We start from the raw sequence: 14,476 nt of genomic DNA, 5'->3' as shown, positions 1-14,476 counted from the left end.
GAGCGATGAAAGCGATTCGTGAGATCAGGGCCTAGTGAGCCGAATCAAACGTGATTCCCATGACTCTTGTGAAAACGAGATAGCCGCCCCAAGCGATGACGTTCAGTCCGATTACCCAGAGCCAGACAGTTTTTGTGGTTTTGCTGCTGTCCTCATCCATGAGTCCTCCGCTCATCAGCCCGTTACCAGCACAGGGTGCTGATCAATCACTGCTCAGGCGGCAGCCTGCTCCGTCGTGTTGCGAAGGACCTTCTCTTGAAGTTGCTTGACAGCGCAAAGAGCCTCATGGGCAGGCCAGCCATGGTTGTTCATCAACTCCTCCACTAGATAGTCAGGAGAGTTGGAGATTCGAGCGTTGAGATCAGCCACAGCCCTGTCGTCACGGGCTAATGCATCGAGTCGGAGTGATCGCAGTTTTTGAATACTTGGCTGATTCATAACCATACTCTGCATGTTGGCGGTGCCTGAGCGCCATCAAATGACAATCGAACACAGCTCAAAGGGGCGCGCCCGGGGCTGAGGCACTGTGTTCTGAACGGGTGGTGGGGCCCTTCCAGGCCCCATGAGTCATTTGGGTGATAAGGCTGACTTCACCCCATCTCCCTTAAAGGGTCAGGCAGCAACAGGGGCTGCTTGACGGGAGAAACGAACGATGTTGTTCGCAGTTACGGGTTTGCTCTTACCGAGCAGGCTTCAGTCACCCTCCTTATGCCCCGTCGAAACCATTGCAGCCCCGAAAAGGGGGAATGGAGCTGAGCGGAATCGAACCGCTGTCCGAAACACTGGTGTGGATCACCTAGTCCGGTCGAGACCGGACGTTGTCATTCTGACAGCAGTGGTGAAGTGGAGCAGAGAATCTTGGGGAGTAAGTCCCGACAAGCGTCGCTGCCGATCCAGGGCGTCGCCGTGTTGCCCCAGGGTCTCGAGGACATCGGCAGCCAGGAATTGCAGGCACTCGGAGCCAAACAGATCACACCACGACGACGTGCTGCATCGTTCGCATCCGACATGGCCTGTTTCTACAGGCTTCACCTGCAGTGCCGGCTGCCCTTCAGGTTGCTGCGGGAGATGGCACGCTTCCACTGCGATGGTCGCGATTCTCTGTACGACGGCGTTCAACAGGCCCTCGACTGGGAACGCTGGCTTCATCCATCGATGAGCTTCCGCGTGGATGTGACCGGCACAGCCCCCGGACTCAATCACAGCCATTTCACCGCGCTTCAGGTAAAAAATGCGTTGATTGATCGTCAACGTGATCTCTGGGGACAACGGTCATCCATCGATCTGAACGAACCCGATCTCTGCCTGCATGTTCATCTGCATCGAGGTGAGGCGATCCTGAGCCTGGACGGCAGCGGTGGCAGCCTGCACCGCAGAGGATACCGAGCCGCCGTGGGTGTGGCTCCGCTCAAGGAGAACCTGGCCGCAGGACTGATCAGATTGACCGGCTGGGACGGCAGCACCCCACTGACCGATCCCTGCTGCGGCTCGGGAACGCTGCTGATTGAGGCCACAGCGATAGCACTGCAGCGATTCCCCGCTCTGCATCGCCGCTTCCTGCTCGAGTCATGGGCGGATTTCGAAGCGGATCTGTGGGATGCAGAACAGCGAAGAGCCCATAAACGGCAGCAGCCCACGAACAAAGCTCCACGAATCCTGGGCTATGAGCAGGACGCAAAGATTGCCCAGCAGGCACGCGACAACATCAGCGCAGCAGGCCTGGAGGAGGTGATCGAAATCGTTCAAGCCGATTTCAGAGATGCTCCGGCTCCGGAGGAGGACCACGGTGTCGTGGTGTGCAATCCGCCCTATGGCGTGCGACTGGGCGACAGCTCTGAACTTCAAGAGCTCTATCGAGAGCTGGGAGCAGTCCTGAAAAAAGACTATGGAGGCTGGGATCTGTGGCTGCTCAGTGGCAACCGAGAATTAACCGCAGCTCTGCGTCTCAAGGCAAAGCGCAGAATCCCTGTGAGCAACGGTGGATTGGATTGCCGTTGGCTGCATTACGAGTTGAACAGGCCCTCAGCGGATCCCATCCCCCAGGAGAACTGAACGCAGGCGATTCATTTGCCCAGGACAGCCCGCGTGGTGCGCAGCAGACCATCGAGTGTCTGAGGCAGATACGGCCCTTTGGCGAGCTGACCGCCAATCCGCAGGCTGAATCCGGCCACCACAAGATTGAGAATCGCCATCGCCAGCAGCGATTGAATCAACGACCACCCCCAGGACTCCAGCATCCACACCAGCAAGGCGGCTTCTCCTGCCACGAGAGCCATCAGCATCAAGGTGCCACCCATGGCCAGAAACACACCACCACTGATCAGGCGCCGTTTTTCGCGATCCACCTCCTGCAAAGCAATCCGGACATGCAGGTCCATCACCGAGCCCGCAAGTGCCGTGACCCGGGCGGCAGCGCCAAGTCCTCTGGAGCGCGATTGCTCGGAACGGGGCAGTTCACTCATGAGGATCTCCGTCCACCGGTCAGTAGAGCACCCACCAGAATCCCTACACCAGCAGCAACCGCCAGTGACATCAGGGGTCTGTCGCGCACCGGTTTCTCAAGCTTCGGCCTGAGAGTGCGGTTGAGCTCATCGAGTAGATGCTCGAGCTGCTCCTCCAGCGGATCAAGGTTGTCTGCCAGGTTGCGAGTGCGATCTCCGGCCTGATGCAGCAACTCCTCTAGCTGGACAGTGACGAGGCTCGCAGCCCGGTCGCTCTGGGCAGAAATCAGGTGAACCACCTCATCGAAACTGCCACGGGTGGCTTCAAGGGCTTGATGGGTGACTTCAGGCCAGCGCTTTTGGATCTCTGGCAAGAGACTCTCAAAGCGATCCCGAAAGCGGTAGGCCAGATCCTGTGAATCCGCAGGCGCATCGGCTGATGAATGAGCTGATTCCATGGCGATCCCGACGGCCAACCGCAGGGTAAGGGTGGTAACTCTGAGATGAAACCCATTGGCATTGGTGGGGCATCAGTTGCGCTACGCCTTGTTGGAGCATTTAGGGGCCCCGGATGACCCGGGCGGTTGCCACCTCGACCTGTTGCTTGAGGACGGAGACAGCTGCCGCAGCTGGCGTCTGCAAGCAATTCCGCGTTTGAACGGTCCCGCGGTGAGGGCCACGCCATTGCCTCCCCACCGACTGGTATGGCTGGACCGGAAGGCAGCCTCCGTGTCCGGCAACAGGGGTTGGGCGCGACGGGTCGTGGCGGGCAAAATGCGAAGCGGTCTGCCCGCCGATGCCAATCAGCCCATCCAGGTGGAGCTGGAAGGGATGGCCGTCATCGGCCTAAGCGAGCCGGTTGTTCTGGAAATCACAGCAGATCAGTGCCGCATGCGCACTCCCTTTGACCAGAGCACTGCAAACAGCACTTGAGCTTTTTCAAGGCTCCGCTAATTTCAGACGGCTGACAGCCGTGGCCCCTGTTGGTACACATCAATCAGGTCGGGCTGACACAGTTCAAGTCCTTCGGGGGGGCGATGAGCATCCCCCTGGAACCCGGTTTCACTGTGGTGACCGGGCCGAACGGATCCGGCAAGAGCAACATTCTCGATGGAGTGTTGTTCTGTCTCGGCTTAGCCAACAGCAAAGGCATGCGTGCTGATCGCCTGCCCGATCTGGTCAACAGCAATGTGCTCAAGGCAGGCAAGTCAGCCGAAACCACGGTGAGTGTTCGTTTCGACCTGTCCGAATGGCAACCTGACGCCGCTGAGGAAGGACTGGAGCCCCCAGAGGAGGGGCCATGGATCCGCTCTGATCAAACGGAATGGACCGTCACACGCAAGTTGCGGGTGATGCCAGGAGGCTCCTACAGCAGCAGCTACAGCGCCGACGGGGTCCCATGCAATCTCCAGCAATTGCAAACCCAGCTGCGCCGACTTCGCATCGACCCTGAGGGCAGCAATGTGGTGATGCAGGGGGACGTGACCCGCATCGTTTCGATGAGCAACCGCGATCGTCGCGGCCTGATCGATGAGCTGGCCGGTGTGGCACTTTTCGACACCCGCATTGAACAGACCCGGCGCAAACTCGATGAAGTTCAGGAGCGCCAGGAGCGCTGCCGCATCGTTGAGCAGGAACTGCTGACGGCTCGGCAGCGACTTGAAAAAGACTGTGCCAAAGCCAGGGCCTATCAGGAACTCAAAGAGCAGCTGCAGCTCGGCCGGCGACAGGAGCTGGTGTTGGCCTTCGAAGCGGCTCAAGCCGAACGTCGACGCCTTCAGCAGCGCCAGGAACAGCTGATCACCAAGGAGGAGAGCGATGCTCGGTCGATCGAGCATCGCGATGTCAGCCTGCAGGAAGCGGCGGGGCGACTACAGACCCTTCAGGAGAGTGTCAAGGCCCTCGGTGAGGACCAGCTGCTGAGTGTGCAGGCAGAACTGGCCGGGCTGGATCCACAGAGCCGCGAACTGGAGCGGCAGGCAGGCCAGCATCAACAGGAGGCTGAACGTCTGCAGGGACTGCGCCATCAGCTGCAAGCCCGTCGCGGCCAGCTTCTGGCTGAAACGGAAGATTTGCGCCTGAACACCAACAACGGATTGCTGGAGAAAGCCGAGCAGGACTGCAGAGATGCCGAAGCCGCAGTGGAGCTCTCCCGGCGGCGGCTGGGAGAAGTGGCAGGACGCTCAGGCACCTGGTTCGAAGAGCAGAAGCAGCGCTCCGGCCAACGTCAGAACCTTCAAGCTCGCGTCACACCGCTTCAGGAGGAACGTCAACAGCTGCTGGAACGGCTCCGGCAGGACGAGGAACGACAGCTGGATCTGGAGCAGGAACGGGACCAGGACGGAGCGGAAGATCAGCGGGTCCAGACCCTGCTAGAGCAACTCGAGAGCGAGTGGCAGACGCTGCTGGAGTCGATCCGCTGTGGCAGAGAGCAACTTCAGCAACTGCTGGAGTCGGTTGCCATTCAGCAGCGAACCCGTTCCAGGCTCGAACAGGAACAGACGCGGCTCGAGCGCGACATTGCCCGCCACGACAGCCGCCGGGAAGCTCTTCAGGAAAGCAGGGGCACAGGTGCACTGAGGCTGCTGCTCGAATCGGGCCTGGAAGGGATCCATGGCCATGTTGCGCAGCTTGGTGAGGTTGATGAACGCCATCGCCTGGCTCTGGAAGTGGCTGCCGGCGCAAGAATGGCTCAGGTGGTGGTGGACGATGACCGCATCGCGGCTCGTGCGATTGATCTTCTGAAAAGTCGCCGCGCCGGTCGACTCACCTTCCTGCCGCTCAACAAGATCCGAGCTCCTGGCGGGGGGGCTGTGGCTGCAATAGCTCGTGGGCGCCGACCCCAGGCGGGCGAGGGGGGCGGCCTGGTCGGACGCGCTGTCGACCTGATCCGCTACGAAGCGATCTATGCAGACGTGTTCGCCTATGTCTTCGGTGACACGCAGGTGTTCAGCGATCTGGGCAGTGCCAGACAATTCCTCGGTCGCTCGCGGGCCGTCACCCTCGAGGGTGAGCTGCTTGAAAAAAGTGGAGCCATGACAGGCGGTAGCTTCTCGCAGCGAGGAGGCGGGCTGAGCTTTGGTGCCAGCAGTGATGGCGATGAAGCGGCCCCACTGCGTCAGCGACTGCTGGAACTGGGAGAGAGCCTGGCCGCCTGTCGGCGGGAAGAACAGAGGCTGGTGGATGCCGTGGATCAGCAGCGGCCAGTACTGCGCCAACTGGAGCAGCGCCAGGCAGCTCTGGAAGCAGAACGCCAGGCCGCCAAGCGCTCCCATAGCCCACTGCTCGAACGCGTGCAGCAGCGTCAGCGCAAACTCAGCGAGCTGCAGCAGGCCCAGCAGAAACACCGTCTCAGGCTTGATCAGCTGGAGACGAGCCTGAGCCCGCTGCAAACGGAACTCAATCAGCTCAATTCCCAGGAATCCAGCCTCGAAGCCAATGGTGATGCCGAGGGCTGGCAAGCGCTGCAGCAGGACCTGGAGCGGGTGGATTCTGGCCTTGAGGCCGCACGGCAGCAACGCGATGAACTGCTGCAGCAGGAACGCGACCGACAGCTGTCCCAACAGAGACTCGGAGATCAGCAGCAGGCCATTGAGCGAGAGGAAACGTCGCTTCAGCAGGCGGTTCAGGCTCTCTCAGAAGCACATGGCCGCTGGCGTGAACAGCAACAGGCGTTGAAGACCCGCAGGAATGCACTGGAAACTCAGCAGCAGGAACTGCAAACGCGCTTCGGGGAAGAACGACGCGCCAGAGATGAAGCAGAGGCTGCCGTCGCTGAGCAGAGGCAGGCACTGCAGCAGGCCCGTTGGGAACTGGAGCGCCTTCGCGAGGAGCGAACCTCACTCGAAGAGCAACTGCGCAACGGCGGACTCCGATTGGAGGAGCTGCGGACGACGCTGCCTGATCCACTGCCGGAGATTGCCGACGAGCTGCGCGAAAGTGGCCTGGAGAGCCTTCAGGAACGCCTGCAGCAATTGCAGTTGCGTATGGAAGCCCTGGAACCGGTCAACATGCTGGCCCTGGAGGAGCTGGAAGAACTCGAACAACGCCTCGGCGACCTCGGGGAACGGTTGGATGTGCTCAGCCAGGAGCGGGAAGAACTGCTGCTGAGGATTGAAACCGTGGCCACGCTGCGCCAGGAAGCCTTCATGGAAGCCTTTGAAGCAGTCGACAGCCATTTCCGCGAAATCTTCGCCAGCCTTTCTGATGGCGATGGCAAGCTTCAGCTCGACAATCCGGATAACCCTCTCGAGGGTGGCCTCACACTCGTGGCCCATCCCAAGGGCAAGGCCGTCAGACGTCTGGCGGCGATGTCGGGAGGAGAGAAGTCGCTCACCGCTCTCAGCTTTCTGTTCGCTCTGCAGCGCTTCCGTCCATCACCGTTCTATGCCCTCGATGAGGTCGACAGCTTCCTGGACGGGGTCAATGTGGAACGCCTGGCGGCCCTGATTGCCCGCCAGGCCGAACAGGCTCAGTTCCTGGTGGTAAGCCACCGCCGCCCCATGATCGGAGCCTCCACACGGACCATTGGCGTCACCCAGGCGCGCGGTGCCCACACTCAGGTGGTGGGCCTTCCTGATGCAGCCTGAACAGCCAGCGCAGGGTCCTTGCGCCAAAATGTCACGAATCCCTCCGGCTGAGGCCCGCGGTTGAGCTTGTCGTCAACTCCGAATGACCCCCTGGCGAACGTGCCAAGTGACCGCCTCTGGTTGAGGTCGGAACTGATGGGTACGCAGGTCATCACCCGCGATAGCGGACGACGCCTGGGCGTTGTGGGTGAAGTGGTCGTGGACATTGACCGCCGTGAAGTGGTGGCCCTGGGATTACGCGACAACCCGCTCACCAGATTCCTGCCAGGCCTGCCGCGCTGGATGCCCCTCGACCGCATCCGCCAGGTGGGGGACGTGATCCTTGTCGACTCAGCCGACTCCCTGAGCGAAGGCTTTGCCGCTGATCGTTACAGCCGAATCATCAATTGCCAGGTCATCACGGAATCAGGCCAGCAACTCGGCCGAGTCCTGGGCTTCTCGTTCGACATTGAAACCGGTGAACTGACCACTCTGGTGATGGGGGCGTTGGGTGTGCCACTGCTGGGGGAAGGGGTGCTGAGCACCTGGGAGATTCCCGTCGACGAGATTGTCAGCAGCGGTGCTGACCGGATCATCGTTTACGAGGGCGCTGAAGACAAACTCAAACAACTCAACAGTGGATTCCTGGAAAAGCTTGGAGTGGGAGGAGCCAGTTGGGAAGAGCAGGAGAGGGAGCGATACCGCCTGAACGTGGTGCCTGTCGAAAACCAGCTCAGCTCTGGTCAGCCAGCTGAGACGGCACCACGACAGCTGGAGGCCTCTCAGAGCGAACGGTTTGAGGCCGAACAACCGGAACTGGAATATGTGGAGCTGGAACAGCCACGGGAACAGGACATGCGCCGGCGCCGCTACCTCGATGAACTGCCCATCGATGAACCCGAGCCCTACAGGGAGCCAGAGCGCTATTCCAGACGCGAGCCGGAGCTTGACGATCGTCGTTACCGGACTCATGGACAGGACGAACGGGCTTACCGGGAGCCCGAGCCCTCCCGCTATGCAAACCCCATCAGCGAACGCGACTCATCCAGCTATGAGGAACGTCCTCGCTACGACGATCGTCCCCGCCCGGCTTCAAGGCGGCCTGTGGAGCGCCCTGGGGCTCCACTGGATGTGGAACCGATGGATGTTGAGCCAATCGAGCGCCAGCCCCTGGACCTGGAGCCGAAGCCACTCGACACGTGGAACAACGACCGACCGCAAGGGGCTTCCGGCGAGCCCGTTGAAGATCCCTGGTGAATCAATCAGGGCAGCGCAAGATTCCGATCAGAAACAATCCAATCAGGAATGAGCACCATCCTTGAACTGCAATGACGCGCTGTTGACGCAATAGCGCTGTCCGGTGGGGGCTGGTCCATCGCTGAAGACGTGTCCCAGATGTGAATCGCAGCGTGCACAGAGGATTTCTCTGCGCACCATTCCATGGCTGAAATCTTCCTTGGTGACGATGGCTCCGGTACTGACTCCCTGCCAGAAACTGGGCCAACCGGTACCCGACTCAAATTTGGTGCTGGAGCTGAACAATGGGGTATCGCAGCAAATGCAGTGGTAGGTGCCGTCGCCCTTGTGGTCCCAGTAAGCACCGGTGAAGGCTCGTTCAGTGCCTCCTCGGCGAGTCACCTGGAACTGCTCAGGAGTCAGTTGCCGCTTCCACTCCTCAGGGGAGCGTTCAACACGATCGCTGCCGGAGGTTGATGGAATGGTCATGCACTGATGGGAATGCGTATCAAAAGCTAGTCGGAAAGAGCCTTTGGCAGCAGGCACCTCACTTCTTCAGCCAGAGCCGCGACCGCTCCCGGCTGTCCGCGCAGCGCCCTGAGATCCTCGCGCTGACCCTGCAGCCGCTCGGGCTGCTGCAACCAGCCCGATGCTTCGGCTGCGATCTGCTCGGGTGTGATGGCGCCTACCCGCTCAGGAACCACCACCCGACCTGCGGAAATATTCGGCCAGGCCAGCAGACCATGGTTTCTCATCCTCCAGGCGCTGAGCAGAAGACCGATCAGTCGCCGCAGTCCAGGCAAGCGGGCCAACAGTCCGATCCAGCCGTCCCAGGCCTGCATCACACCCAGATGCTGGGTGGGCACCAGCACGATCATGGGCACTCCCATAGCTCCCAGTTCAGCCGTGTTGGCACCCACTGTGGTGAGTGCCAGGGAACATTGACTCAGCACTCCATGAGCAGGCGGGTCCTCCTGAAGATGGATCAGTGTGCCGGCCTCAGTCAGCAGTCGCCTCCAGGGCCAGCCATCCCCGGGAGGGAGCACCTCGCTGACACCGGCCGCATAACCCTCCGCGATGCGATTGGCAGGGCCCAGGTAACGAAGAAGGTCCTCAGCATTGGTGGTGGGCGCAACGGGCAAAAGGAATCGACAGCCCGGGCGTTGAGCCCTCAAGCGATCAGCGGTTTCAAACAGAAAAGGAACACCCACGCTGAGTTTGGCTGACTTGGATCCCGGCAGCAGCGCCACCCATTCCCCTTCAGGCAGAGGATCGCTTGCTCTGGCATGGCTGGACAGGTCGGCCATCAGATCGCCAACAACACGGCAACGCGAACGAAAGCGCTTCGGCAACTGCAGCTGAACCTCTGGTGCCATGGCTGCAATGCGGTCATTCCAACGCGGCCAGCGGGCCACCCATTCGGCATAGGTGATGTGCCGATAGCCAAGCCTTGCTGAGAGCAACACACTCCAGAACTGATCGCCACCGAGAAAGACCACCACTCCTCGGTTTGGCCAGTGGCAGAACCGATCCGGATGAAGCAACAAAGACCAGAACTGAGCCGCAGGAATGATGCGATCGAACTGCTGCCAGCGACCGGCAGCCTCGGCCTCCATGCCTGTGGCATTAGGGCATGGGACCAGCACCAGCCTCAGGCTGAGAGGCGAATGCATGGCTCTGGGTCTGAGCAGCAATTGCCGGTGGAGCTGTTCCGCCAGCGGACGAACCCAGGTACTCAGCTCGCCGGGTCCGTTGGAAACGAACACCACCGAGAGTGTTGGATCCGTGGATCGGAGCGTCAAGCGAAACGGATCGGATTTGGGAAAAAATGCGGATGGCGAGACTTGAACTCGCAAGGCCGAAGCCACACGCCCCTCAAACGTGCGTGTCTACCAATTCCACCACATCCGCGTGGTCGATTCAGCCCCTCGGGCTTCATCGGGGACCGATCATACCGGCTGGGGTGCCCGTTAATGCCCTGCCCGCAGACCCTGCAGGAAACGGATCAACTCCCATGCACAGACACTGATACGATCCGCCCTGGCCTGGAATCTGCGGGATGCCCATCGGCAAGGTGCTGATCGCCAACCGCGGCGAAATTGCTCTCAGAATCCTGAGAAGCTGCCGGGAGATGGGCATCGCCACGGTGGCGGTTTACAGCACCGTTGATCGCAACGCCCTGCACGTACAACTTGCAGATGAAGCGGTTTGCGTCGGCGAAGGCCCCAGCAACCGCAGCTATCTGAACGTTCCCAACATTCTTGCGGCAGCCACTTCCAGAGGGGTTGACGCCATCCATCCCGGATACGGATTTCTTGCTGAAAACGACAAGTTCGCGGAAATGTGCCGCGACCACGGCCTCACCTTTGTCGGACCATCGCCGCACGCGATCCGCTCGATGGGTGATAAGTCCACCGCCAAGACCACCATGCAATCGGTGGGGGTTCCCACCGTTCCCGGCAGCGAAGGGCTGCTTTCAGGAACCAAGGAAGCGGCAGAACTGGCAGCCAGCATGGGCTACCCCGTCATGATCAAGGCCACAGCCGGTGGGGGTGGCCGAGGCATGCGCCTCGTCCAGAGCCATGATCAGCTCGATACTCTCTTCAAGGCGGCACAGGGAGAGGCCGAAGCGGCATTCGGCAATCCTGGCTTGTACATGGAGAAATTCATCGATCGCCCGCGTCACGTTGAAGTGCAGGTGTTGGCCGATCGCCATGGCAACGTCGTTCACCTCGGCGAACGCGACTGCTCAATTCAACGCCGCCACCAGAAACTTCTGGAAGAGGCCCCAAGCCCGGCGCTTGACCCTGAGCTGCGTCGACGCATGGGCGAAGCGGCAGTGGCGGCTGCGCGCAGTATCGATTATGAGGGTGCCGGCACGGTCGAGTTCCTGCTGGACCGCAGCGGCGGGTTTTATTTCATGGAGATGAACACCCGCATTCAGGTGGAACACCCTGTCACCGAAATGGTCACAGGCGTTGACCTGATCACTGAGCAACTGCGCATCGCCGGAGGCGAGCCGATCAGCGTTGTTCAGAAAGACATCCAGTTGCGTGGGCATGCGATCGAATGCCGCATCAATGCAGAGGATGCCCGCCACAACTTCCGTCCCGCACCGGGACGGATCACCGGCTGGCTACCCCCAGGAGGTCCTGGAGTGCGCGTCGACAGTCACGTGTACACCGGTTATGACATCCCACCCTTTTACGACTCGCTGATCGGCAAGCTGATCGTTTGGGGAACCGATCGCACCCATGCGTTGTCACGCATGAAGCGTGCCCTCAATGAGTGCGCCGTCACTGGAATCCCCACAACGGTCGACTTCCATCTGGAGATGATCGAGCGGCCGGAATTCATCAACGGCGACGTCCACACAAAATTCGTCGAGCAGGAAATGCTCCCCTGAACCGAGCGCGGACTCTCGCCATTCAAGCGATGGCTTGGGAACGCATCAGGATCTGTGAGAGCACACCCTGCTGGCCTACCAGCAGCTCACGCACGAGGCTGACCAGGCCAAGCCAGATGACCGGTGTGACATCCACACCGCCGATCGGTGCCACAACACGGCGAGTGAGAGCCAGAACAGGCTCCGTCAGCCAGATCACCACAGCCCAGACCCCTGATTTGGAGTCAACCTTCGGGTACCAAGTGAGCACGATCCGCATCAGAAACATCAGGCTCCATGCGGCCAGCAGCAGACCCAGGATCAGATGCACTGTCGGCAGAACCTGAAGCAGGGTCGGCGTCACAAAGCTCAAAGCAACGGGATCAGCATCGTAGAAAGTCACCAACGATCCCTAAGATCGCTCTTGCCTTGCATCCAGGGTTTGGTTCCGGCCCGATCGCTATGACTCCCTCCCTCACCAATTTCCTTCTCAGCCTGGTCGCGGGTGCCGTGATCGTGGTTGTACCAGCTTCCATTGCTCTATTCCTCTTCAGCCAGACCGACCAGGTGGACCGAAAGCTCTGAAGGACCTGGCGCACTTCGTAAACTTGAATCAACTGTTCCCGGACACAGAAAACCGGTGAACGCACTTCGAGGTCCTGATCGTGGTTAACGCCAGTCTTAATTGGGCCAGCATCGTTGGCATCGTGCTGGCCGTTGGCGGCGCGATGCTCTATTTCATGCGCAGTTTCAAGCCTGCGCTCGCCCGCGATTACGACGTTTTCTTTGCGGCCATCGGCCTGCTGTGCGGCGGAATCCTCTTCTTCCAGGGCTGGAGACTCGATCCGATTCTGCAGTTCGGACAATTTCTGCTGGCCGGCACAACGGTGTTTTTCGCCTACGAAAGCGTCCGCCTGCGAGGAATCTCAGCAGAGCAGGCTCGCCGCTCGGCCTACTTCGATGACGAGCCTCCTGCCAGGGGACAAGTTCCAGGGATGCGTGGCGGATATGACGACTCCTACGACAGCTTCGACGAACCTCAGCCGCTGAGACGCCGCTTTGCAGGACAGGAATTCGACCGCAGTGAAGGTCAGGACGACGACTTCTATCGCCCTCGCCGAAATTCCAGAGCAGCCATTCCTGAACAAGCCGCCAGTCGACGACGCGGCCGCCCTGAAGAACCCTCCAGCTGGAGGCAGGACAGTGAGCAGGACCGCCGCATGGCCCGCTTCGGCAGTCGGGACGACGAACGCCCAGCCTCTGGTCCCAGCTTCGGTGATCGCCGCAATCAACGTGAGGATCAGCGACGCGGCAGCAGACCCAGCGCTGCTACTGCACGCACGGGGTCCCCTTCAACCACCTCCTCGCGTCCAAGCGAAGAACCACAGGGGGGAGTGTCCCGCTCTCCTTATATCAACCGATCCGCAGCGGCAACTCCGCCTGGAATTCCTCAGGGAACACCGTTCCGCCAGGCTGCTGAAGATGCGGCCTACAGCCCGAGCCGACGTCAACCTGGCCAGGATTCCCCGCCCAACTCGCGTCCACAGGATTCAGGACGCACCCCTCCCCGCAGTTCGCGTCCACGGGATAACAGTTCCCGCTTCGACGACTGATCCGCTTCCCTGCGCTGCTGCTGGTTGGCCTGTTGATGGTCGGGTGTAGCGGCAGAACTCAGCGAGCTCCGGGATCCCTTCTGGCTGACCAGCAGCAGGAGCCCTCTATCAGTGGAGACGGCAGCAAGCTGGCCGTGATTGTTGACCAGCGCGGCAGACCCACCGTGCAGTTGAAGGACCTGCGTGGCGGCGGTCGTCTGCCCCTGCGCCATCTGAACCGACAACAGCCCCACAGCTCCCCCTCTCTGAGCTGGAACGGTCGCTATCTGGCCGTGATTGTTCAGCGTGGCAACCGAAGGCTTGTTCTGATTGAAGACCGACTCAGCGGTCGAGCCCATCCGCTTCGCCTTCCCTCAGGTCGTTCTCCCATCCGAGTGAGCCTCGCACCGGATGGCCGTCAGCTGGCAGTCCAGACCGCCGATCGAGGTCGTTGGCAGGTGGAACTGCTTGATCTCAGCGGCCTGCTGGAACCGGATCGCCCCGGCGGACTGCGCAGGTCAACTCCAGCAGAGCCTCAGCCATGACAGTTCACTGGCCACGAATCACGGCACTGCTGTTTGGACTCTGCCTGATGAGCTGTGGTCCATCAGGCATGCGTCCTGAGCAGGGCATCAACAGCGCACTGCAGCGCAGCGCTGAAAGCAGACGATGGCCTTCCATGGGCAACCGCTGGTTGGCATCGGTCACCAGTCGCAACGGGCGGGAACGGGTGGAGCTTGTGAATTTGCGCAATGGTCAGCCTGTGCCGCTGCCTGGCATCAATCAGGCGGATGCGCAGCCGATCAGTGTCAGCGTCAGCGCAGATGGCACTCGCATTGCCCTGGTCCGCAGCCGTGATGGACGCACGGAGCTGATGCTCTACCGCCGTGGTGTGGGAATGCTTCAACGCTTACCCCTGGAACCTGCCGGAGTCCCCAGGGAGGTCAGCCTGGATGGATCAGGGCGCCTGCTGGCGGTGCAGGTGAGCCGTCAGGGGCGATGGGACGTGGATCTGATCCGTCTGCCTTGAGCAGCTGGTCCCGCTCAAGGAATCAGACCAGCCCAGTGCAGGAAGGTGTCGCGGCTGAGCGCTTCCACAAGCAGCACCGCAAGAAAGCCGATCATGGCGAAACGACCATTGACACGCTCCGCATAGCCGCTCCAACCGAACGCAGGGACATCACGCGTTGTCGCGGAGGGTGTCTGGTCGGAATGAGCCTCAGGCTGCTTCGCTGGGTCGGTCTCGGAAGTCAT

16 protein-coding genes and 1 tRNA gene are annotated in these 14,476 nt (G+C 60.8%); 9 read left to right on the top strand and 8 right to left on the bottom strand.

Annotated features, from left to right (window positions below; all coding sequences use genetic code 11):
* Positions 1-213: 213 nt before the first annotated feature.
* Positions 214-438, bottom strand: coding sequence for a hypothetical protein (locus tag SIB58_RS00430; protein ID WP_231857163.1), 225 nt, complete (start codon positions 436-438; stop codon positions 214-216).
* 420 nt (positions 439-858) lie between these two features.
* Here SIB58_RS00430 and SIB58_RS00425 point away from each other — a divergent pair, with 420 nt between their 5' ends.
* Positions 859-2,052, top strand: coding sequence for a THUMP domain-containing class I SAM-dependent RNA methyltransferase (locus tag SIB58_RS00425; protein ID WP_067327079.1), 1,194 nt, complete (start codon positions 859-861; stop codon positions 2,050-2,052).
* 11 nt (positions 2,053-2,063) lie between these two features.
* On the opposite strand, the gene SIB58_RS00420 is transcribed toward SIB58_RS00425, so the two are convergent.
* Both SIB58_RS00420 and SIB58_RS00415 read right to left on the bottom strand, forming a co-directional pair.
* Complete coding sequence (locus SIB58_RS00420) at positions 2,064-2,462, bottom strand: phage holin family protein (RefSeq protein WP_067327058.1); 399 nt, start codon at positions 2,460-2,462, stop codon at positions 2,064-2,066.
* Entirely contained in the window at positions 2,459-2,899 is a 441-nt protein-coding gene (locus SIB58_RS00415) for a glycine zipper domain-containing protein (RefSeq protein WP_067327081.1), read from the bottom strand. The genes SIB58_RS00420 and SIB58_RS00415 overlap by 4 nt, the downstream gene beginning before the upstream one ends.
* A 64-nt stretch (positions 2,900-2,963) precedes the next feature.
* Here SIB58_RS00415 and SIB58_RS00410 point away from each other — a divergent pair, with 64 nt between their 5' ends.
* The 3 genes from SIB58_RS00410 (at position 2,964) to SIB58_RS00400 (ending at position 8,266) form a co-directional block, all read left to right on the top strand.
* Complete coding sequence (locus SIB58_RS00410; protein ID WP_067327084.1) at positions 2,964-3,374, top strand: hypothetical protein; 411 nt, start codon at positions 2,964-2,966, stop codon at positions 3,372-3,374.
* Between the two features lie 104 nt (positions 3,375-3,478).
* The gene (gene smc / locus SIB58_RS00405) at positions 3,479-7,030 is read left to right on the top strand and encodes a chromosome segregation protein SMC (protein WP_231884205.1); all 3,552 of its coding nucleotides are present in this window, start codon (positions 3,479-3,481) and stop codon (positions 7,028-7,030) included.
* Between the two features lie 60 nt (positions 7,031-7,090).
* The gene (locus SIB58_RS00400; RefSeq protein ID WP_066910854.1) at positions 7,091-8,266 is read left to right on the top strand and encodes a PRC-barrel domain-containing protein; all 1,176 of its coding nucleotides are present in this window, start codon (positions 7,091-7,093) and stop codon (positions 8,264-8,266) included.
* Between the two features lie 42 nt (positions 8,267-8,308).
* Here the strand turns inward: SIB58_RS00400 and msrB are convergent, their stop codons facing one another.
* From msrB to SIB58_RS00385, 3 genes are all read right to left on the bottom strand, one after another.
* Positions 8,309-8,734, bottom strand: a complete 426-nt coding sequence (gene msrB, locus SIB58_RS00395) for a peptide-methionine (R)-S-oxide reductase MsrB (RefSeq protein ID WP_156486758.1) — start codon at positions 8,732-8,734, stop codon at positions 8,309-8,311.
* A gap of 26 nt (positions 8,735-8,760) precedes the next feature.
* Positions 8,761-10,047 (bottom strand): glycosyl transferase, encoded by a 1,287-nt coding sequence (locus SIB58_RS00390; protein WP_066910929.1) that lies wholly within the window; start codon positions 10,045-10,047, stop codon positions 8,761-8,763.
* Between the two features lie 27 nt (positions 10,048-10,074).
* Positions 10,075-10,156 (bottom strand) — tRNA-Leu (locus tag SIB58_RS00385).
* 148 nt (positions 10,157-10,304) lie between these two features.
* On the opposite strand from SIB58_RS00385, the gene accC reads away from it, so the two are divergent.
* Entirely contained in the window at positions 10,305-11,651 is a 1,347-nt protein-coding gene (gene accC / locus SIB58_RS00380) for an acetyl-CoA carboxylase biotin carboxylase subunit (protein ID WP_066910857.1), read from the top strand.
* Positions 11,652-11,673: 22 nt separating this feature from the next.
* Here accC and SIB58_RS00375 read toward each other — a convergent pair whose 3' ends face one another.
* Entirely contained in the window at positions 11,674-12,003 is a 330-nt protein-coding gene (locus SIB58_RS00375; protein WP_074159371.1) for a YggT family protein, read from the bottom strand.
* Between the two features lie 89 nt (positions 12,004-12,092).
* On the opposite strand from SIB58_RS00375, the gene psbX reads away from it, so the two are divergent.
* The 4 genes from psbX to SIB58_RS00355 all read left to right on the top strand — a co-directional run bounded on the left by psbX (position 12,093) and on the right by SIB58_RS00355 (position 14,252).
* Positions 12,093-12,215 (top strand): photosystem II reaction center X protein, encoded by a 123-nt coding sequence (gene psbX, locus SIB58_RS00370; protein ID WP_066910860.1) that lies wholly within the window; start codon positions 12,093-12,095, stop codon positions 12,213-12,215.
* Positions 12,216-12,295: 80 nt separating this feature from the next.
* On the top strand, positions 12,296-13,243 hold the full coding sequence (locus SIB58_RS00365) for a Ycf66 family protein (RefSeq protein WP_066910863.1): 948 nt from the start codon (positions 12,296-12,298) through the stop codon (positions 13,241-13,243).
* A gap of 35 nt (positions 13,244-13,278) precedes the next feature.
* Entirely contained in the window at positions 13,279-13,767 is a 489-nt protein-coding gene (locus SIB58_RS00360; RefSeq protein WP_066910866.1) for a TolB family protein, read from the top strand.
* Between the two features lie 47 nt (positions 13,768-13,814).
* Positions 13,815-14,252: a TolB family protein gene (locus SIB58_RS00355; RefSeq protein WP_369813449.1), complete on the top strand. Its 438-nt coding sequence runs from the start codon at positions 13,815-13,817 to the stop codon at positions 14,250-14,252.
* Positions 14,253-14,266: 14 nt separating this feature from the next.
* On the opposite strand, the gene SIB58_RS00350 is transcribed toward SIB58_RS00355, so the two are convergent.
* A complete protein-coding gene (locus tag SIB58_RS00350) occupies positions 14,267-14,476 on the bottom strand; it encodes a chlorophyll a/b-binding protein (protein ID WP_067327065.1) in 210 nt (69 codons plus the stop codon).

Source organism: Synechococcus sp. MIT S9504 (genome assembly GCF_047497135.1).
GTDB lineage: Bacteria > Cyanobacteriota > Cyanobacteriia > PCC-6307 > Cyanobiaceae > Synechococcus_C.
This window is presented reverse-complemented; position numbering and strand designations above follow the sequence as displayed.